Annotated in this window: 16 protein-coding genes and 1 tRNA gene; 7 read left to right on the top strand and 10 right to left on the bottom strand. The window is 70.4% G+C overall.

Annotated features, from left to right (window positions below; all coding sequences use genetic code 11):
- Positions 1 to 51 precede the first annotated feature (51 nt).
- From J8J14_RS17185 to J8J14_RS17200, 4 genes are all read right to left on the bottom strand, one after another.
- Positions 52 to 2,133, bottom strand: a complete 2,082-nt coding sequence (locus J8J14_RS17185) for a putative bifunctional diguanylate cyclase/phosphodiesterase (protein WP_209380770.1) — start codon at positions 2,131 to 2,133, stop codon at positions 52 to 54.
- Positions 2,134 to 2,397: 264 nt separating this feature from the next.
- On the bottom strand, positions 2,398 to 3,792 hold the full coding sequence (gene gorA, locus J8J14_RS17190; RefSeq protein WP_209380771.1) for a glutathione-disulfide reductase: 1,395 nt from the start codon (positions 3,790 to 3,792) through the stop codon (positions 2,398 to 2,400).
- 201 nt (positions 3,793 to 3,993) lie between these two features.
- The gene (gene gabD, locus J8J14_RS17195; RefSeq protein WP_209380772.1) at positions 3,994 to 5,466 is read right to left on the bottom strand and encodes an NADP-dependent succinate-semialdehyde dehydrogenase; all 1,473 of its coding nucleotides are present in this window, start codon (positions 5,464 to 5,466) and stop codon (positions 3,994 to 3,996) included.
- A 107-nt stretch (positions 5,467 to 5,573) separates the two neighbouring features.
- Positions 5,574 to 6,266, bottom strand: a complete 693-nt coding sequence (locus J8J14_RS17200) for a GntR family transcriptional regulator (RefSeq protein WP_209380773.1) — start codon at positions 6,264 to 6,266, stop codon at positions 5,574 to 5,576.
- 57 nt (positions 6,267 to 6,323) lie between these two features.
- On the opposite strand from J8J14_RS17200, the gene fahA reads away from it, so the two are divergent.
- Genes fahA through J8J14_RS17215 form a run of 3 tightly spaced genes read left to right on the top strand, consistent with a single transcriptional unit; the run spans position 6,324 to position 9,411 of the window.
- Complete coding sequence (fahA, locus tag J8J14_RS17205; RefSeq protein WP_209380774.1) at positions 6,324 to 7,628, top strand: fumarylacetoacetase; 1,305 nt, start codon at positions 6,324 to 6,326, stop codon at positions 7,626 to 7,628.
- 26 nt (positions 7,629 to 7,654) lie between these two features.
- Positions 7,655 to 8,443 (top strand): cyclase family protein, encoded by a 789-nt coding sequence (locus J8J14_RS17210; RefSeq protein ID WP_209380775.1) that lies wholly within the window; start codon positions 7,655 to 7,657, stop codon positions 8,441 to 8,443.
- A gap of 5 nt (positions 8,444 to 8,448) precedes the next feature.
- Positions 8,449 to 9,411 carry a Bug family tripartite tricarboxylate transporter substrate binding protein gene (locus J8J14_RS17215; RefSeq protein ID WP_209380776.1) on the top strand — a complete coding sequence of 321 codons (963 nt, stop codon included), beginning with the start codon at positions 8,449 to 8,451 and terminating at the stop codon, positions 9,409 to 9,411.
- 39 nt (positions 9,412 to 9,450) lie between these two features.
- Here the strand turns inward: J8J14_RS17215 and J8J14_RS17220 are convergent, their stop codons facing one another.
- From J8J14_RS17220 to glmU, 3 genes are all read right to left on the bottom strand, one after another.
- On the bottom strand, positions 9,451 to 10,407 hold the full coding sequence (locus tag J8J14_RS17220) for an alpha/beta fold hydrolase (RefSeq protein WP_209380777.1): 957 nt from the start codon (positions 10,405 to 10,407) through the stop codon (positions 9,451 to 9,453).
- Positions 10,408 to 10,523: 116 nt separating this feature from the next.
- Complete coding sequence (gene glmS, locus J8J14_RS17225) at positions 10,524 to 12,347, bottom strand: glutamine--fructose-6-phosphate transaminase (isomerizing) (protein WP_209380778.1); 1,824 nt, start codon at positions 12,345 to 12,347, stop codon at positions 10,524 to 10,526.
- A gap of 2 nt (positions 12,348 to 12,349) precedes the next feature.
- The gene (glmU, locus tag J8J14_RS17230) at positions 12,350 to 13,672 is read right to left on the bottom strand and encodes a bifunctional UDP-N-acetylglucosamine diphosphorylase/glucosamine-1-phosphate N-acetyltransferase GlmU (RefSeq protein ID WP_209380779.1); all 1,323 of its coding nucleotides are present in this window, start codon (positions 13,670 to 13,672) and stop codon (positions 12,350 to 12,352) included.
- A gap of 104 nt (positions 13,673 to 13,776) precedes the next feature.
- Here glmU and J8J14_RS17235 point away from each other — a divergent pair, with 104 nt between their 5' ends.
- Positions 13,777 to 14,427, top strand: a complete 651-nt coding sequence (locus J8J14_RS17235; protein WP_209380780.1) for an HAD family hydrolase — start codon at positions 13,777 to 13,779, stop codon at positions 14,425 to 14,427.
- Here J8J14_RS17235 and J8J14_RS17240 read toward each other — a convergent pair.
- On the bottom strand, positions 14,424 to 14,906 hold the full coding sequence (locus J8J14_RS17240; protein ID WP_209380781.1) for a cupin domain-containing protein: 483 nt from the start codon (positions 14,904 to 14,906) through the stop codon (positions 14,424 to 14,426). The genes J8J14_RS17235 and J8J14_RS17240 overlap by 4 nt on opposite strands.
- 47 nt (positions 14,907 to 14,953) lie before the next feature.
- Here J8J14_RS17240 and J8J14_RS17245 point away from each other — a divergent pair, with 47 nt between their 5' ends.
- Positions 14,954 to 15,562 (top strand): TetR/AcrR family transcriptional regulator, encoded by a 609-nt coding sequence (locus J8J14_RS17245; RefSeq protein WP_209380782.1) that lies wholly within the window; start codon positions 14,954 to 14,956, stop codon positions 15,560 to 15,562.
- 22 nt (positions 15,563 to 15,584) lie between these two features.
- Here the strand turns inward: J8J14_RS17245 and J8J14_RS17250 are convergent, their stop codons facing one another.
- On the bottom strand, positions 15,585 to 16,412 hold the full coding sequence (locus J8J14_RS17250; RefSeq protein WP_209380783.1) for a DUF3108 domain-containing protein: 828 nt from the start codon (positions 16,410 to 16,412) through the stop codon (positions 15,585 to 15,587).
- A gap of 106 nt (positions 16,413 to 16,518) precedes the next feature.
- On the opposite strand from J8J14_RS17250, the gene J8J14_RS17255 reads away from it, so the two are divergent.
- Positions 16,519 to 16,593 (top strand) — tRNA-Val (locus J8J14_RS17255).
- A gap of 160 nt (positions 16,594 to 16,753) precedes the next feature.
- Here the strand turns inward: J8J14_RS17255 and J8J14_RS25495 are convergent.
- Positions 16,754 to 17,281 (bottom strand): EF-hand domain-containing protein, encoded by a 528-nt coding sequence (locus tag J8J14_RS25495; RefSeq protein ID WP_209380784.1) that lies wholly within the window; start codon positions 17,279 to 17,281, stop codon positions 16,754 to 16,756.
- Between the two features lie 242 nt (positions 17,282 to 17,523).
- Between J8J14_RS25495 and J8J14_RS17265 the strand changes: the two genes are divergently transcribed.
- Positions 17,524 to 19,293: a solute carrier family 23 protein gene (locus J8J14_RS17265; protein ID WP_209380785.1), complete on the top strand. Its 1,770-nt coding sequence runs from the start codon at positions 17,524 to 17,526 to the stop codon at positions 19,291 to 19,293.
- Positions 19,294 to 19,450: the final 157 nt, after the last annotated feature.

The following is a 19,450-nucleotide window of genomic DNA, read 5'->3' on the forward strand; positions in this document are numbered from 1 at the left end:
ACCTGCCCCGGGCGCAGCGTGGGGCCGGGCCCGGGGCGGGCCCGGCGGAGGTCAGGCCACCGCCATCAGCCGCCCGCGGCGCTGCCCCGGCACGGCCGGCTGGCCTGCCCCCAGGGTCACCCTCCCTTCGGCCAGCAGGGCTTCCACCGGCACCGGGCGGCCATGGAGGTAGCCCTGGGCCTCGTCGCAACCCTCGGCCCGAAGGATCGCGAGCTGGCCCTCGGTTTCGATCCCCTCGGCCAGAACCAGGATGCCGAGGCTGCGGCCCAGGGCGAGCACGGCGCGGATGATGGCCACGGCCTGGGGGCTCGCCTCCACCTCCCGCATGAAGGAGCGGTCCAGCTTGATCTTGCTGAAGGGAAAGGCGCGGAGCGTGTCCAGGGAGGAGTAGCCCGTGCCGAAATCATCCAGCGCGATGCTCACCCCAAGTGCGCTGATCTGGGCCAGGCTCTGCAGGGCGCGCTCCCGGTCGCCCAGGATCATCGTCTCGGTCAGTTCGAGTTCCAGCCGCTCAGCCGCAAGGCCGGTTTCCTGCAGCGTGTCCTGGATGAGCTTCGGCAGGCCTGCATCGGACAGCTGCGCGGGGGAGAGGTTGACGGCGATCTTGAGGGGCTCGGCCCAGGCGGCGGCATCGGCACAGGCGCGGCGCAGCACCCACTGGCCGATGGGGCCGATCAGCCCGTGCTCCTCGGCCAGCGGGATGAATTCGGCCGGCGAGACGGGTCCACGGGCGGGGTGGGTCCAGCGCAGCAGTGCCTCGAAGCCGCGAAGCTCGCCGGTGGAAACCCGGACCTGCGGCTGGTAGTGGACCGAGAGTTGCCCGGCCTCCACCGCCTCCCGCAGATCGGCGACGAGCTGGCGGCGTGCCCGCGCGGATTCCTCCATCAGGCGCTCATAGTGGCGGAGCTGCCCGGCTCCCTCGGCCCGGGCACGGCTCCGGGCAAGGCCGGCGCAGGTGACCAGGGCGTTATCGGTCTGCGCATCCTGGGGGAACAGGGCCACGCCGATGCTGGCGGAAAGCGGGATCGTCTCCGCCTCGATCCGCAGCGGCAGGCCGAGGGCGAGGCGGATCCGGGCCAGGAACTCGTCCAGCGCCGCATCCTCCTCCATGCGCTTGAGCGCGACGAACTCATCCGCCCCGATCCGTGCGAAGAACTCGCCCGGCCCTGTCAGGACCGAGATGCGCCGCGCCAGGCCGCGCAGGGCCTGGTCACCGGCTGCGTGGCCATGGGCCTCGTTGATGCCGCGGAAGCCGTCGAGGTCGAGGCTGAGCAGGGCGAGGCGGAAGCCGCCCCGCGCGGCTGCGGCGATTTCCTGTTCCAAGTGGATGCGGAAGGCCTCGCGGTTGGGCAGGCCGGTCAGCAGGTCCGTATGCGCGAGTTCGCTCAGCTGGCGCCGGGTTTCGGCACGGGCGTTGTCATCGATAAGGTAGCTGGCCACTCCCGCGCCGACGACGATGAAGGCGACGAGAGAGACGGCCAGGGCCAGGGCCACCAGCGTCGCGGGGTCCGTGCCGCCTTCCGGCAGCGGCAGGGGGCTGACGGTGAGCGCTGCCATGCCCGTGAAGTGCAGGCTCGTGATCCCCAGCATCAGCGACAATACGGCGAGGGGCTGGTCCAGGCGGCGGCCCGGGCGCACCGCGAGATGCAGGGACGCCGCCGAGAAGAAGGTGGCGAGCAGCACGGAGGCCACGACGGCCGAGGGGTTCCAGGTGAGGATGCCCTGCACGCGGTAGGCCAGCATGCCGGTATAATGCATGGCGGCGATCGCGAGCCCGAGCAGGGCGCCACCCAGCAGCGGGGCCGCCCGGCCCCATCCGCCGGCGGAGATGATGAAGGCGGCCTGCGCCCCACCCATGGCGATCAGCAGGGACAGGATGGTGATGACGGGATCGAAGCTGACAGGCACGCCCGGATCGAAGCCGAGCATCGCAACGAAATGGGTGCACCAGATGGCGGCGCCCGACACGACGGCGCTGAGGAAGTGCCAGCCGGCCCGCTGGGGCCCCGCGGTGCGCGCCGCCCGGCCATGGAGATGCACGGTGGACCAGGAACCCGCGGCACAGACAGCCGCGGCGACGAGAACCAGGGCGAGGTTATGGCTCTGCGTGATGCAGCCGATGACGGTCATCATCGGCGGAATGACTGCCGGGCTTCGGGCCGGGGGATTGGAGCTTGCCGGGGTTTCGGCGGCACGGAACATCCCAATCGCTGGTGACCGGCCGAGTGTGACATGCAACGACAGGTTGCGTCACGAATGACGCAAGGCTCAGCCGGCGAGGCACCGCGTTCCCGCCAGCAAAATCGTTGATCCTGCGGAATTTCCTGAATTTGGGACATGTCACACCGGGGTTGGCGGGACTGTCATGCGGCAGCGACTCGGGGCGCCCCTTGCAGCTCAGGCCGCCTTCGCGGCCCCCTCCCCCACACGGCGGGTAGCGACCCGCATGGTCACGAACTCCTCCGCCGCGGTGGGGTGGATACCGATGGTGGCGTCCAGCTGGGCCTTGGTCAGGCGGTTCGCCACGGCCACCGCAATGCCCTGCATGATCTCCGGGCTGTCCTCCCCGATCATATGGGCGCCCAGGAGGCAGCCGGTCCCGGCCTCCACCACCAGCTTCATCACGGTCTTGCGGCCCTCTCGCCGGGTGATGGTGTGGCGCATGGGGGTGAAGCGGGTGGTGTAGATCTCCACGGGGCCACGCAGGGCCGCCTCGTCCTCGGTCAGGCCCACGCTGCCGATCGGGGGGGAGGTGAAAACGGCCTTGGGCACGTTCTCATAGCTCGCGCGGCGTGGCTTCGGGCCGAAGAGGGTATCGGCCAGCGCATGGCCCATGGCCGTGGCAACGGGGGTGAGGTTCACCCGGTCGGTCACGTCGCCCAGGGCGTAGATATGCGGGACATTGGTGGCGTGGTCGTCATCCACCGCGATCACGCCGCCTTCCCGGCAATTGATCCCGGCCGCGTCCAGGCCCAGCCCCTTGGTCGCGGGCTTGCGGCCGATGGCATAGAAGACGGCATCGGCCTCCACCATCTTGCCGGAGCCCATGCGGGTGATGCGGGTTTCGCCCTCCCGGGTGATGGAGGCGGGCGTTTCGCCGGACAGGATGGTGACGCCGTCGGCCGCAAGCGCCTCGGCCACGGCCTCCCGGATCTCCTGGTCAAAGCCGCGGAGCGGGAGGGACTGGCGGTAGGCGAGCGTCACCTCGGCCCCGAGCCCGTTGAGCATCGAGGCGAATTCCAGCCCGATATAGCCGCCGCCGACCACGAGGACGCGCCGGGGCATCTCCTTCAGGGTGAAGAGGTCATCCGAGATATAGGCGTGCTCGCCGCCCGGAATTTCCGGTCGCACAGGGTTCCCGCCGGTCGCGATGACGATGCGGTTGGCCGTGACCGTCCGGTCCCCGACCTTCAGCTCATGGGGGCCGGTGAAATGGGCGTAGCACTCGAAGATCTCGACGCCGACGCCGCCGAGCATGCGGCTGTAGATGCCCGAGAGGCGTGCCACCTCCATGTCCCGCGCGCGGGCCAGGGTGGCCCAGTCATGCTGCGGGTCGCCCAGATTGGTCCAGCCGAAGGCCTCAGCGTCCCGCGCCCAGGCGCCGTATTCCGCCGCCTGGACCATGATCTTCTTCGGCACGCAGCCGACATTCACGCAGGTGCCGCCCCAGAAGCGGCCTTCGGCGATGCCTACCTTCGCCCCATGGCCCGCGGAGATGCGGGCCATGCGGACGCCGGCACTGCCGCCGCCGATGACGAAGAGGTCGAAGTCGTAGGGGTGTGGCGCGCTCATGCGCCGAAAGGTCGGGCTTCACCCCGCATCGCGCAAGGGTGCCGCCGGGCTGGCCGTGCTGCGTGGCCGGCATGGAAGATTCGCCCCGGGCGGGCTTGAGGCGCCCGCCGGGCACGGGATGGCCGGCAGGCCAGGGCGGGCCTGGCCGCGGCGCCAGGCCCGAAAGGGTGGGGAGGGGCGCCATTCCCCTCCCCCGCCATGTCAGACCCCGCCGATCAGGCAGTACTTGATTTCGAGGTAATCCTCGATGCCGTACTTGCTGCCCTCGCGCCCCAGGCCGCTCTCCTTCACGCCGCCGAAGGGGGCGACCTCCGTGGAGATGATGCCCTCGTTCACGCCGACAATGCCGCTCTCCAGGGCTTCCGCGACGCGGAAGATGCGGCCGACATCGCGGGCGTAGAAATAGGCGGCCAGGCCGAACTCGGTGTCATTGGCCAGGCGGATGCCCTCCTCCTCCGTCTTGAAGCGGATAAGCGGGGCCATGGGGCCGAAAGTCTCCTCCTTCAGCACCTTCGCCGAGATGGGCACATCCGTGAGGATGGTCGGCTCGAAGAAGTTGCCGCCGAGGGGGTGGCGCTTGCCGCCGGTCAGCACCTTCGCGCCATGCGCCGTGGCGTCGGCGATGTGCTCCTCCACCTTCGACACGGCATCGGCATTGATCAGCGGCCCCTGGGTGACGCCCTGCTCCATGCCGTTGCCGACCTTCAGCGCCTCGACGGCCTTCTTCAGCTTCTCGGCGAAGGCGTCATAGACTCCGTCCTGCACCAGGATCCGGTTGGCGCAGACACAGGTCTGGCCGGTGTTGCGGAACTTCGAGGCCATGGCACCGGTGACCGCCGCATCGAGATCCGCGTCGTCGAAGACGAGGAAGGCGGCGTTGCCGCCCAGCTCCATGCTGGTCTTCTTGATGGTGCTGGCGCATTGCGCCAGCAGGGTGCGGCCCACCTCCGTGCTGCCGGTGAAGGACAGCTTGCGGACCATGGGGTTGGTGGAGAGCTCCTCACCCTGTTCGCGCGCGGAGCCGGTGACGACGTTGCAGACGCCGGCCGGCATGCCCGCGCGCTCCGCCAGCACGGCGATGGCCAGCGCCGAGAAGGGGGTCTGCGAGGCCGGGCGGATGACGCCGGTGCAGCCGGCAGCCCAGCCCGGGCCGGCCTTGCGGGTGATCATGGCGGCCGGGAAGTTCCAGGGCGTGATGGCGGCGAAGACGCCGATCGGCTCCTTCATTACCAGGACGCGGCTGCCCTGCTTGAAGGTGGGGATCATGTCCCCGTAGATCCGCTTCCCCTCCTCGGCGAACCACTCGATGAAGGAGGCGGCATAGGCGATCTCGCCCTTGGACTCCGCCAGGGGCTTGCCCTGCTCGGCCGTCATGATGGCGGCCAGGTCGTCCGCATTCTCCATCATGAGGGTGAAGAGGCGGCGCAGGATGGCCGCACGCTCCTTGGCCAGCAGGGCGCGCCAGGCGGGCTGGGCGGCGTGCGCGGCCTCGATCGCGCCACGCACCTCCTCCCGTGACAGGGAGGGGACATGGCCGATCACCTCGCCATTGGCGGGGTTCCGGACGGCGATGGTCTTGCCGGAGGCGGCCTGGACCCATTCACCCCCGACGCGGTTCGCTTGGCGGAAGAGATCGGAGTCCTTGAGGACGAGCTTGGAGGCGGTGTCGAGCATGGGGGCGCTCCCTTCGGCGATGCTTCGGCGGAAGATGGGCCGGGCCGGGCCGGCTGTCATCCGCCCTGGGCAGGATCACATGGCAGAGGTTGAGGACGGCGGCTCCCTCATCCCTCGGGCGGTGCCTCGCCGAGCAGGGCGAGCACCAGTTCGGCGGTGACGCCGATATGGGATGTGAGCAGGCCAGGTGCCTCGTCGCTCCGCGCCAGCACGGCTTCGGCCAGGGCCTCATGCACGGCCAGCATCCGCGCCCAATCCTGGTGCGCGGTCTCCATCAGGCGGCGGTAGCGGGTCTTCTGAAGGTAAAGGTCGTCGCAGAAGCGCAGGAGCGAGGGCAGCGGGCAGGCGGCGATCAGGGCGCGGTGGAAGCGATGGTGGCGGGCCTCATAGGCATCCACCCATTCCTCGCTGGCCGGGTCGCGCCGCCCGATCTCGTGCCGGAGCAAGGAAAGCGATGCGACGATCCCATCCTCCCAGGCGGCGCGGCCATGTTCCATGGCCAGGCGCAGCGCCTCGGGCTCCACCACCTGGCGGGAGCGGGTGATGTCCAGGAGATGCGCACGGGTGACGGGCGGGACGGAGAAGCCCTTCTGCCCCTCCAGCATCACGAAGCCTTCCGCGGCCAAGCGGGCCAGGGCCTCCCGCAAGGGCGTGGCGCCCAGGCCGTAGCGGGCCGAGAGGTCGCGCAGGCGCAGGCGCGTGGCGGGCGGGAAGCCGCCGCCGATGATGTCCTGGCGGAGGCGCCGGGCAGCTGTCTCGGAGAGGGTGGCTGCCCCGTTCTGGGCAGGATGATCGATCAACACCGGGAAAATATATTTCCCCTTCACAGCCGGAAGCAAGGACGCAAGGATGGGCGCATGAACGCCCTCGACTCCACCCATGACCCGGAACGCCGGGCCTGGGTTCCCTCGGCCCAGGCGCCGGATTCCGACTTCCCCATCCAGAACCTGCCGCTCGGGGTCTTCTCGCGGGGCGGGGCAACGCCGCGGGGCGGCGTTGCGATCGGCGACCAGATCCTCGACCTGCGCGCGGCGCTGGATGCCGGACTGGTTTCCGGGCCGGCGGCGGAGGCAGCGGCGGAGCCAGGCCTGAACCGGCTCATGGCCATGGGGCGCGGGGCCTCCCGCGACCTGCGGCGGCAGGTTTCCGACCTGCTGGCCGAGGGCAGCGCGGCCGCCGACCAGGCGCAGGCGCTTCTTGTGCCGATGGGCGAGGCGCAGATGCACCTGCCCTGCACCATCGCGAATTTCTCGGATTTCATGGTCTCGCGGGACCATTCCTGGCGGCTCGGCGCGCTGAAGGACGCGCTGGCGCCCCTGCCCCCGGCTTTCGACAGCCTTCCGGTGGCCTATCACTCCCGTGCCAGCTCCGTGCGCGTGAGCGGCGAGCCGGTGGTGCGGCCGAACGGGCAGTGGAAGCGGCGGGAGGGCGTGCATTTCGGCCCGACCGAGGCGCTGGACTTCGAGCTGGAACTGGCGATCTGGCTGGCGGGGGAGAATGCCCTGGGAACGCCGGTCCCGATGTCCCGCGCGCCGGAGCGGCTCTTCGGCTACGGGCTTCTGAACGACTGGTCTGCGCGTGACATCCAGCGCTGGGAGATGCCGCCGCTCGGCCCCTTCCTGGCGAAGAGCCTGTCCACCTCGGTCTCGCCCTGGATCGTGACGGCGGAGGCGCTGCTGCCCTTCGCCATTCCGTCGGCCGAGCGGGGCGAAGGCGTGCAGCCTCCCCTGCCCTATCTCGATTCCACGGAGAACCGCGCGCGCGGCGGGCTTTCCATCGCGATGGAGGTCTGGCTGCTGACGCCGCGCATGAAGGCGGCGGGCGGCGGCCCGGCGCGGCTGACGGCGACGGATTTCGCCACCATGGCCTGGACGCCGGCGCAGATGGTGACCCACCACGCGAGCAATGGCTGCAACCTGCTGCCGGGCGACCTGCTCGGCAGCGGCACCTGTTCCGGCCCCGGGGAAGGATCGGAGGCCTGCATGGCCGAGCTCATCCTGCGCGGCCCGATCGAACTGCCGAATGGCGAGACGCGGCGCTTCCTGGAGGATGGGGACGAGGTGATCTTCCGCGCCCGTGCCCATGCGCCGGGGGCCGCATCCATCGGCTTCGGCGAATGCCGCGCGGTCATCCTGCCCGCGCCCCCCTGGCCCGCCGAGTGAAGCAGGCGGGAGGAAACGAGAAAGACATGCCAAGAAAGATCATCGACATCTCGACGGTGCTGAAGGCCGGCATCGCGAGCGATCCGCCGCATATGCTGCCGAAGATCGAGTATCGCGACCACCACCAGACCGCCCCGAACATGGCCGAGTATATGGGCGTGGGCCTGGATGCGCTGCCCGGGGGCGAGTACGCGGCCGTGGAGCAGGTGAACATCTCCACCCATAACGGCACGCATATGGACGCGCCGTATCACTTCTTCTCCCGAATGGACGAGAAGCTGGTACCGGGTGGCCGTCCTTCCATGCGGATCGACGAGGTGCCGCTGGACTGGTGCTTCCAGCCCGGCGTGAAGCTGGATTTCCGAGACAAGCCCGACGGGCATGTGGTGACGCCAGAGGAGGTGGAGGCGGAGCTGCGCCGCATCGGGCATGAGCTGAAGCCGCTGGAGATCGTGCTGGTGAACACGCGCGCCGGCAGCCGCTATGGCGAGAGCGACTTCGTGGACAGCGGCTGCGGCATGGGGCGCGCGGCGACGCTCTGGCTCGCCGAGCGAGGGGTGCGCGTGGTGGGGACGGATGGCTGGTCCTGGGACGCGCCCTTCAGCTTCACGCGCAAGCGCGTGCAGGAGACAGGCGATGTCTCCCTTATCTGGGAAGGGCACAGGGCCGGGCGTGAGATCGGCTACTGCCAGATGGAGAAGCTCTCCAACCTGGAGGCGCTGCCGGACCATGGATTCATGGTGGCGTGCTTCCCCGTGAAGATTCACAGGGCTTCCGCGGGATGGACCCGCGCGGTCGCGATCCTGGAGGGTTGAGCACCATGAGGCGCATCCTGCTCTCGGCCCTGGCGCTGCTGGGCGCCGCATCGGCCGCCCCATCCGCCGCCTGGGCCCAGCCCGCCTATCCTGAAAAGCCGATCGTCATGGTCATGCCCTATACGCCCGGGGCGGCCGACGCGCTCATGCGGGCGATGAGCGACCATTTCCAGCGCACCCTCGGCCAGCCCCTGGTGCTGATGACGCGCGACGGTGCCTCAGGCGTGGTGGGCATGCGCTATGTCGCCAGCAGCGCGCCCGATGGCTACACGATCGGCCAGACGCCGATGACCGCCATCGTGGTGCAGCCGCACATGGTGCGCGGCGCCGGCACCAATCCCGAGAATTTCGAGGCGGTGTGCGGCACGAACGAGAATGTGCTGGGCATCGTGGTGCGGGCGGACAGCCCGGTGCGCACGCTTCCCGACCTGGTGGCGGAGGGCAAGCGCCGGCAGATGAGCTTCGGCAGCCCCGGGCCCAATTCCCTTCCGCAGCTCGGCGTCTGGCGCGTTCAGCGGGCGACGGGGGTGGAGTTCAACCATGTGCCCTATCGCGGCGAGGCACCGCACCTGAACGACACGCTGGCCGGGCGGCTGGATTTCTCTGCCGCCGTGGTGAGCTCGGCGGCGGAGCTGGTGCAGGCCGGGCGGATGCGGCTGATCGCCGTCTTCTCGAACCGGCGGCACCCGGACTTTCCGGATGTGCCGACGGCGCGGGAGCAGGGGATCGATGCCTTGCAGCTCAGCCAGGTCGGCATCTATGCGCCGCGCGGCACGCCCGCCCCGATCCTGGACAGGCTGGAGGAAGCCTGCCGCACCGGGCTGGAGACACCGGCGGTGAAGCAGGTGCTGGCGACCACCCGCGCCCCGGCCTCCTTCGTGCCGCGGGCACAGCTGAACACGATGCTGCGCGAGGAATTCGCGACCTATGGCCGCATCCTGAAGGAGCTGGGGGTGCAGCCCGAATAGGGGCCGCACCCGCCATGCGGCGTCGCCGCGCGCCCGGGGCTAGCGCGAGCCCTGGGCCTGCCGCACGAAATCCGCCAGTTCACGGTTGAAGCGCGCCGGCTCCTCCCAGAAGGGCGCGTGGCCGCTTTCCGGGTACAGCGAGAGCGTCGCGCCCGGAATGGTGGAGGCGGTGAAGCGGCCCATGGGGGTGGCGAGGATGCGGTCCTTCTCGCCATGCGTGACCAGCACGGGGAGGCGCAGCGCCTTCAGCACCTCCGTATAGTTCGCGGGGCGGCCAGACAGGCCGGCGCGGACATAGAGCGGCGCCAGCATGTTGAAGGCCAGCATGGTCTGGAAGTCGGCCGGGTCCGGCTGGGTGGCGAAGCAGGCGCGCAGGAAACGCACCGTGCCGTCGATGAAGGCATCGATTCCCGGCGCCTGCATGGCCTGGGGCCCGAGCAGCCCGACATCCGGCCCGAGAAAGGCCGGATCGCCCAGCGTGCTGCTGGCATTGACATAGTTGATCCCGGCCAGCGCGCCCGCGCCATGGGCGGTGAGGTAATCGCCGACCAGCCGCCCCGCATAGGACCAGCCCACCAGCACCGGCCGCTGCAGGCCCATTTCCGTGATGACGCTGCGCACGTCATCGGCCCAGACCTTGCCCGGCTTGTAGAAGGCGTCGCCCTCGGGCTTCGCGCTCATCCCATGGCCGCGCAGGTCGATGGCGACCATGCGGAAATCGCGCGCAAGCGCCGGGTCCCGCAGCTGCCGGTCCCAGGACATCGCGGCCTGGGCATAGCCGTGCAGGAACAGGATCGCCGGGCCCTGGGGGTTGCCGAACTCATAGGCAGCGAGGCGCACGCCATCCGGCGAGGTGACGAAGCGCGGGGTGTAGGCGGCGCCTTCCATCCGCGCGGGCGACTGCTGCGCCGGCGCGGAGGCGGGGAGCAGGCCGAGGCCGGCCGCCATGGCGCCCCAGCCCATCAGGTCGCGCCGGCCAGGCGGGTGATTGCTCATCTCGTTCCCTCCGATTCAGCGGCGGGAACGACCTGATCGGGCCGCCCCCTGCCCTGGGGCGCAGCCTTGCATGCAGGAAGGCGTGGCGGAAGCGGCACCCCGGAGGGCGCCGTCCCTCACTCCACGGTCACGGCCTTGGCCAGGTTACGCGGCTGGTCCACATCCGTGCCCTTCAGCACCGCCACGTGATAGGCGAGCATCTGCACGGGGATGGCGTGCAGGATGGGCGCCACGAAGGGATCGACCTTCGGCAGCACGACCACGCGGGAGGCGAAGCGGCGCAGCGCCGGGGCGCCGTCCTCATCGGTGAAGGCGATGATGCGGCCGCCGCGCGCCGCGGCTTCCTGGAGGTTGGAGGCGGTCTTCTCGAACAGCGGGCCGGAGGGGCAGAGGGAGATCACCGGCACCTTCTCGTCGATCAGGGCGATGGGCCCGTGCTTCATCTCGCCGGCGGCATAGCCCTCCGCATGGATGTAGGAGAGCTCCTTGAGCTTCAGCGCGCCTTCGAGGGCGATGGGGAACATGCTGCCGCGGCCGAGATAGAGCACGTCCCGCGCGCCCTTGATGTCCTCGGCCAGGGCTTCGATCTCGGCGCTGGCGTCCAGCATCTTCGCGGCGTGCTCCGGCACCTCCAGCAGCGCGGTGGTGAGCCGCGCCTCCTCGGCGGCATCGATGGCGCCGCGGGCGCGGGCGAAGTTCAGCGCCAGGCAGGCCATGACGGAGAGCTGCGCGGTGAAGGCCTTGGTGGAGGCGACGCTGATCTCGGGCCCGGCGACCGTCATCAGCGTCGCGTCGCTCTCACGCGACATGGTGCTCTCGGGCACGTTCACCACGGAAACCAGGGCCTGGCCACCGGTGCGCAGCAGCTTCATCGCGGCCAGGTTGTCCGCCGTCTCGCCGGACTGGGAGACGAACATGGCGGCGCCGCCCTTGGTCAGCGGCGGGTCGCGATAGCGCAGCTCGCTCGCCACATCGGCGTCGCAGGGCAGGCGGGCGATGTTCTCGAACCAGTAGCGGGCGGTCTGGCACACGATGAAGGCCGAGCCGCAGCCGGACAGCCAGAGCCGCGGCAGCGTCGCGGGGTCGAAGGGCAGCGCGGGGCGGGCCACGGCGCGGGTGGCCGGGTCCACATACTGGCGGAGCGTGTCGCCGATCACCGCGGGGTGCTCGTGCAGCTCCTTTTCCATGAAGTGGCGGTAATTGCCCTTGCCGATGGCTGCGCCGGAGAAGGCGGTGGTCTTGATGGCGCGCTCCACCGGCGCGTCATTCGCGTCGAAGACCCGGGCGGTGGTGTCGCTCACCACGGCCCAGTCGCCCTCATCCAGATAGGCGATGCGGCGGGTCAGCGGCGCGAGGGCGAGGGCGTCGGAGCCGACGAACATCTCGCCCTCGCCATAGCCGATGGCCAAGGGCGCGCCCTGGCGGGCGGCGAGGAGCTTGCGCGGATGCCCGGCGAAGACGGCCGCCAGGGCGAAGGCGCCGTGCACGCGCTTCAGCGCGCCGGAGAAGGCGATCTCCGGGCTGTCCCCGCGGGCGAGGTGGTGGTCCACGAGCCGGGCAAAGGTCTCGGTGTCCGTCTCCGTCTCGAACTCGGCGCCCTCGGCTTCCAGCTCGGCGCGCAGCTCCGCGTGGTTCTCGATGATGCCGTTGTGCACGATCGAGACGCGGGCGGTGCCATGCGGATGGGCGTTGCGGGTGGTGGGGGCGCCATGGGTGGCCCAGCGCGTATGGCCGATGCCCGTGGTGCCGGGCAGCGGGTCGCGCTCCAGCACCCCGGCCAGGTTGCCCAGCTTGCCCTCGGCTCGGCGGCGCTCGACATGGCCGTTCACCAGCGTGGCGATGCCGGCGCTGTCATAGCCACGGTATTCCAGGCGGCGCAGCGCCTCGAGGAGACGAGGGGCGGCATCAACCTGCCCGACGACGCCGACAATTCCGCACATGGTCAGGTCTTCTCCTTACGGCGGGATGCACGGAAGGCGGCGGCGCGGCCTTCCTTCTGTTCCTGGCGGGCGCGGCCGAAGGCCATCGCATCGGGCGCCACATCGGCGGTGATCGTGGAGCCGGCGGCGACGAAGGCGCCGTCATGCAGCGCCACGGGGGCGACGAGGGTGGCGTTGGAGCCGATGAAGACCCCCTGCCCCACCCTGGTGCGGTGCTTGGCGAAGCCATCGTAATTGCAGGTGATGGTGCCGGCGCCGATATTGCTGCCGGCGCCGATGCTGGCATCGCCGATATAGGAGAGGTGGTTAGCCTTCGCGCCCTCGCCAAGCAGGGCAGCCTTCAGCTCCACGAAATTGCCGACATGGGCGCCGGCGCCGATCTCCGTGCCCGGGCGGAGGCGGGCGAAGGGGCCGATCACGGCGCCGCGCCGCACGAGGCAGGCTTCGAGATGGGAGAAGGCGCGGATCTCCACCCCATCCTCGATCGTCACGCCCGGGGCGATGACGACATCGGGGCCGATGGTCACGTCCTGGCCGATCACCGTGTCATGGCTGAGGGTGACGCTTTCCGGGCGGATCAGCGTGGCGCCGCCGGCCATCGCCCTCTCGCGCAGCGCGGCCTGCACCGCGGCCTCGGCGGCGGCCAGCTCCATGCGGGAATTGATCCCGCGGCACTCGGCCTCCTCGGCTTCCACCGCCACGGCGCGGCACCCCGCGTCACGGGCGGCGGCGACGGTGTCGGTCAGGTAGTACTCGCCGGAGGCATTGTCGTTCCGCACGGCCCTGAGCCAGGCGAAAAGGCGCGGCGCGGGGGCGCAGATCACGCCGACATTGCAGAGCGTGATGGCCCGCTCCGCCTCGCTGGCATCCTTCCACTCGACGATGCGGGAGATCCCGCCATCCTCGTGCGGCAGCACGCGGCCGTAGCGGGCCGGGTCGGCCGGGCGCATGGCCAGCAGGACGAGATCCGCCCCATCCCGCGCGGCGACGAGGCGGCGGAGCGTGGCCGCGGAGATCAGCGGATTGTCGGCATAGAGGACGGCGACATCGCCCTCGAACCCTTCCAGCAGCGGCGCGGCCTGAAGGGCCGCATGGCCCGTGCCCAGGCGCTCATGCTGTACCACGGTGGCGTGGGGGGCCGCGGCCCTCTCCAGCGCCGGCATGTCCGGGCCGGTGACGACCACGATGCGGTCGAACACCTCCTCGCAGGAGGCGATGAGGTGGTTCAGCATCGGGCGGCCGGCGATGGGGTGCATCGCCTTGGGCAGGGATGAACGCATCCGCGTGCCCAGTCCGGCGGCGAGGAGAATGGCGGCCCTTTTCATAATTGAGATAAGGCCTTCCCCTGGCCTCCTCCGCAAGGGTGGGGATCCTCAACTCATCCTCAACTCGCGTTGCGGGCTGCAATCGGGGGTGGCATGTGGCCCGGATGGACCGCATCGCTCTCTTCGACCTTGACGGCACGCTGCTGGACAGCGCGCCCGACATCCATTCCGCCCTGGAGCGGCTGATGGCCCGGCATGGCCGGCCCGGCTTCACCCGGGAGGAGGTGTGGCGGATGATCGGGGATGGGGTGACCGTGCTGATCCAGCGCGCGAGCGGCGTGCGGAACCTGCCCTTCTCTCCCGGGCTCGTGGCGGATTTCATGGCGGATTACGAGGCCCATGCCGCCGACGAGACCTGCCCCTTCCCCGGAATCCCCGAGGTGCTGGCGGGGCTGAAGGCGGCGGGTTGGCGCCTGGCGGTCTGCACCAACAAGCCGGAGAAGGCGGCGCGGATCATCCTGGACGATCTCGGCCTTTCGCCCGTGCTGGACGATATCGGCGGCGGGGACAGCTTTCCGGTGCGCAAGCCGCATCCTGGCCACCCGCTTGCCATCCTGGCGCGGATGGGGGGCGATGCGTCGCGCGCCGTGCTGATCGGGGACCACCAGAACGACACGCGATCGGCCAAGGCCGCCGGGATCGCCCCGGTCTTCGCCGCCTGGGGCTACGGGCTGCCGGAGATGGCCGAGGGGGCGCCGGTGGCCTCCGCGCCCGCGGACCTGCCGGGCATCCTGGCGGCGCTCCTCCCCGGCTAGCCCGGCGGCAGGATCTCGATTCCATAGGATGCGGCAATGCCGCAGAGCCGCGGGACATCCGGCGGCACCATGGGCGGGAAGGCATCGCCCTGCTCCACCGGCTCGCCCGCATCGCGGAAGAAGCCCTCATGCAGCCCTCCCGGCACGTTCAGGATGAGCATCCGGGCCGGGCGCTCCGCCGGATTGCGGAAATGGTGCGGCACGTCCTTGGGCACGAAGACGAAGCCGCCGGGGCCATGGGTCTGCACGCTGCCGCCCAGGGTGAACTCATAGGTGCCTTCCAGCACGAAGAAGGCTTCCACATCCCGCCGCTGCAGATGGGGCGGGGAGCCCTGGCCTGGCGCGGTGCAGGCCTCCACCAGGGAGAAGCTGCCGCCGGTGCTCGCCGCCGTGGCGTGGAAGCGCAGCAGGTTGCCCAGGAGATGAATGCTGCCCGGGGGCACCGGCCCGGCGGCAGCTGGCAGGAAATCCGCGTTCATGGGACAATGGTTTCCTTACGGGATGCTTGTCTCATAAAGGGCGGGATGTGGCAGGTCAATCGGAAACCGGAAGGGTACGGCAGAAGCAGCGGACCCGGCGGCTGCTTCTCGCCTCGGCAAGGGCACTGATCGCGGAGGGCCGCTCCCCATCCGTCGCGGATGTGGCGGACCACGCGGGCATCTCCCGCTCCAGCGCCTATCGCTACTTCTCGACACCCGAGGCCATGGTGCAGGAAGCGGTGCTGGATTCCCTGGCGCAGGAGCTGGACGAGGCCGCCCCCATCCCGCCCGATGCCCCGGCCGCCGAGACGGCGGAGGCGATGGTGGCCGCGGTGCTTCGCATGGTCCTGCGGAACGAGGCGTTGTTCCGCGCCTATCTCGGCGAAGCCGTGAAGGGACCGGATGCCGGGGCGCCCCGCCGGGCCGGGCGCCGCGTGGAATGGCTCGCCCGCGCGCTGGCGCCCCTCCGGTCCGAGATCGGGGAGCAGGCCTTCGAGCGGCTGCTGCGCGGCCTCTCGCTCCTTGCGGGCATCGAGACGGTCGTGGTGCTGCGGGATGTGTGCGGGCTGGAGGATGAAGGGATCGAGGCGACTGCCCGCTGGGCGGCGCGGGCGCTGGTGCAGGCCTCGCTCCCCGCGGCCGGTTATCCGGGCTGAACCGCCGCCGCCCGCCGGATCATCAGCCCGGCGTCAGTTCCCGGCCCGGCGCCTGCACCTGCGCAGAGGGGCCGAAACTGGCCAGGCGCGCGGTAAGGGTGCCGAGCCAGCGGCTGTCATGGTCGATGCGCACGGGAATGGGCGGCCTGCCCGGGACCACCTCGGCCAGCCAGGCGGTGCCGGCCTGGGGACGGCGGGCTGCCTCGACATCCTCGCCCTTGCGGTGGCCGGCAAGGAAGCGGCCCTCGAAGGCGCATTTCATGGCAATGCCGGACCATTCGCCCCGCGCCGGGGGAAACTGGTCGCGCCCCTGTGTCCGGGCGGCCAGCTCGCTCAGGCGGCGGCCGTCATAGATGCGGGCGGCGCCGTTGCAATGGCCCTCGCGCCGCACCTGACGGACCAGCTGGGCGATGGCGGAGAGGCTGTCGATGGTGTTGCGCTGCAGGGCGTCGGGCACGGGCTCGCGCTCGTCCTGGTTGGCGGGGACCATGGCGCGGACCACGGGCTGGCGGCCCTGCCATTCCAGAACGGTGCGGCGCGGTTCCCCGCGCCAGACGCCTTCGGAGACATAGCGGCGCGGGCGAGCCGTGGCGCCATCCCACACCCCTTCCACGCGGGTGGTGGTCTGCCCGCTGGCAAAGGCGGAGAGGAGGCCCCGCATGCGGGAGCGGAATTCGACCACATAACCGGACTCGGATACGTCCAGCGTGGCGTTGATCTCCATCACCGTCATGCCCGCGGCATGAACGGTGTAGGTGGCCGAGATCGTCTCGGCCCGGGCTGGCAGGGCGGCGGAAGCCAGCAGCGCAGCGGCGAGAAGCGCGGGACGGCGGAGCCGGTGGGGGGTCATACCAGGCCTTGCATCGCGGACCGTATAAAGATCGGGTCGGCGATCGGGTTTCGCCAGGGGCCTGCTTGACAGGAAAGGCGAGCCGGTAGATATCCCCGCCCACTCCGGGCGCGTAGCTCAGCGGGAGAGCATTCGCTTCACACGCGAAGGGTCACAGGTTCAATCCCTGTCGCGCCCACCACCCCCCCTCTTCTCCCCAGGGCGGGTTTCCTTCCAAGACATCCAGATCCCCTTCTGAACGCCGCAGCGGCTTCTGCCCGCTTCGCCGCCATTCGCCTGCGCGGATCCGTGGGCGTAGGCGCTCAGGCCGGGGGAAGCACCCTCCCCCCGGCCATCCGGCCTTACTGGGCCTGGGTCGGTGCCTGCTGAGGCGCCGCATCCCGGTGCCGCTCGGCCCGCACATGGCGGCGCCGCACCTCATCCTGGGTGAGGGCATTGTCGCCATTCACGTCGCGGGCCCGGAACATCGCCTCGGCGAAGGGGCGCAGCTCGGCGAGGGTCACGCGGCCGTCGCGGTCGGCGTCCAGCGCGCGGAACATGCCGGCGCCACGCTCCTCCATTCGGGCCAGGCGGCCGGCGGGCGGCGCCGGGCGATCGCCGCGGCGGGCCTCCATGCGCGCGCGCATGTGGTTGCGGAACTCCTCCAGCGTCACGCCGCCATCCTTGTTGGCATCCGCCTCGGAGAAGCGGGCGGAAAGGCTGGCCCAGCCCTCTTCGGCGGTGACGCGGCCATCATTGTTGGCATCGGCCTGCTGGAACATGCCGCCGCGGCGCGGGCCTTCCTGCGCCAGGGCGGGCGCAGCGCCGATGGCACCGGCGCCGAGAAGCACGGCCAGGGCAGAGAGGGTGATCTTGCGGGTCCGGGTCATTCTTCGTCCTCCTTGACGATGATCCCAAGATGGCCCGCGGCATGTAACAGGCGCAGGTCGCGGCCGTGAGGAAGCGTGACACGCCCGGCATGGCCTGCATGGCCGGCGGATGGCCTTTCGACCCCGCACGGGCGGCGGCTCTATAGCGGCTCCACAAGGGCCGGCAATGATGGCTTATTCTAAAGGATCATGACGCAGACCGGCGCCTGCACGCGCCCCGACCACCGCCCGGAGCGCCTGGATTGAAGTCCCTGCTCGACCGCTTCCTGCCGCCGCCCGCCCCGCCCAAGCGCCACCGCCCCGAAGAACTTCTTTACGCAATCGACGAGGCGCCGCCGCGCGGACTCACCTTCAGCATGGGGCTCCAGCATGCCGCGCTGTCGTTGATGTTCATCCTTTACGCCCTGGTGGCGGCGCAGGGGATCGGGCTGGGACCGGCTGAAACAAACGCCTTCGTCAGCGCGACCATCTTCCTGCTCGGGGCGGCCACGCTGCTGCAGGCGGTGCCGAGCCGCCTCGGCGCGGGCATGCTGCTGGTGGCCATCCCGGCGCCGGCGAAACTGCCCATCTTCATCGGGGTGGTGGGCGCCTATGGGCTGGGCGCGGCGATGGGGGCCACCATCGTCTCGGCCGTCGCCGCCATCCTCTTTGCCCGGATGATCCCGCGGCTGCGCGCCTTCTTCCCGCCGGAGGTGCTGGGGGTGGTGGTTGTGATGCTCGGACTCTCGCTGGTGGGGGCCGGGCTTTCGCGCGGGGTGGGGCTCAGCGTCACCGGCGCCGTCTCGGGCGCGGCCCTGGCCTCGGCGGCCGCGACGATCGCCTGCATCATCGCGGCCTCCCTCTGGGGGCCGCCGGGGCTGCGGCGGCTGGCCGTGGTGGTGGGGGCAGCGGCGGGCACGGTGGTTGCCCTTCTGGCAGGGGCGGCACAGCCCGGCGGGGCGGCTGCCCTCTCCTCCCTGCCCATGCTGGCCATGCCGATCCTCGGGCGGGAACTGCCCGCACCGGAATTCCTGCTGGTGCCGATCGCGGTCTTCCTCGTCTCCCAGCTCATCGGGGTGATGGATGTCTTCGGCAGCGTGCTGTCCATGGACAAGATGAACGACGCGCGCTGGCGGCGGGTGGACATGACCCTGGTGGCACGCGCCGTGACGGCGCTGGGTCTCATGCACATCCTGCAGGGCTTCGCGGGGGTGCTGGCCAGCGCGATCTCATCGGCCAATCTCGGCCTGGCCCATGCCACGGGGATCACGGCCTGGCGTGTGGGAATGGCGGCCGGGGTGGTGCTGATGGTGGTGGCCTTCGTGCCCCCGATCACCGGCTTGATCGCCTTAACCCCCGCCCCGGTGATCGGGGGGATCCTGATCTACACCGCCTCCTACCTCATCGTGGCGGGGATGGGCCTCGCGACCTCGCGCATGATGAACACGCAGCGCAGCTTCACGGTGGGACTGGCGCTGGTCTGCGGAACCGGGGTGATGCTGGTGCCGGCCCTGGCGGAGGCCTCGCCGGACTGGAGCCGGATCATCGTCTCTTCCGGCCTCACCATGGGATCCGTCGCGGCCGTGGGGCTGAACGCGGTGCTGCGGATCGGGGTGAAGCGCACGGCCGAGCTGAGCCTGGACCCGAAGGACGAAACCCGGGCAGCCGCCGAGTTCCTGGAACAGCAGGGCCGCGCCTGGGGCGCGCGGGCCGAGGTGGTGGTGCGGGCCGGCGTCGCCCTGGGCGAGGCACTGGAGGCGCTGCGGCAATCCGGCGTGGACGGCCCCGTGCGGCTCTCGGCCAGCTTCGACGAATTCAACCTGCGCTGCCGCCTGATCCATGCCGGGCGCGCGCTTCCGCTGGGCGGTGGCGCGGCTCCGGACGCGCGAACGCTGCTGGAGGCGGATGAGGGGGATGCGCTGGATGCGGCGATGCGCCGCGTCTCGGCCACGCTCATCGCGCGACTGGCCGACCGGGTGCGAGCGGTGGAGCGGAACGGCACGGCGGAGGTGATCTTCGACTTCGAGCACTGATGGTGAGAGGCTCTACTTCTGCTGGCTGGTCTGTCCCGGGGAGAGGAAGAAGGAATTCTTCCTCTCCCCGGACCCCTCACCATCATCTTTTTCGGGGCTGGCATAGGTAAGTGGTGTCAACTGGGATTGGCGGGCGGGATGTTAGCCCATTGGCTTA

The organism is Pararoseomonas baculiformis (genome assembly GCF_017813395.1).
GTDB classification, from domain to species: domain Bacteria; phylum Pseudomonadota; class Alphaproteobacteria; order Acetobacterales; family Acetobacteraceae; genus Roseomonas; species Roseomonas baculiformis.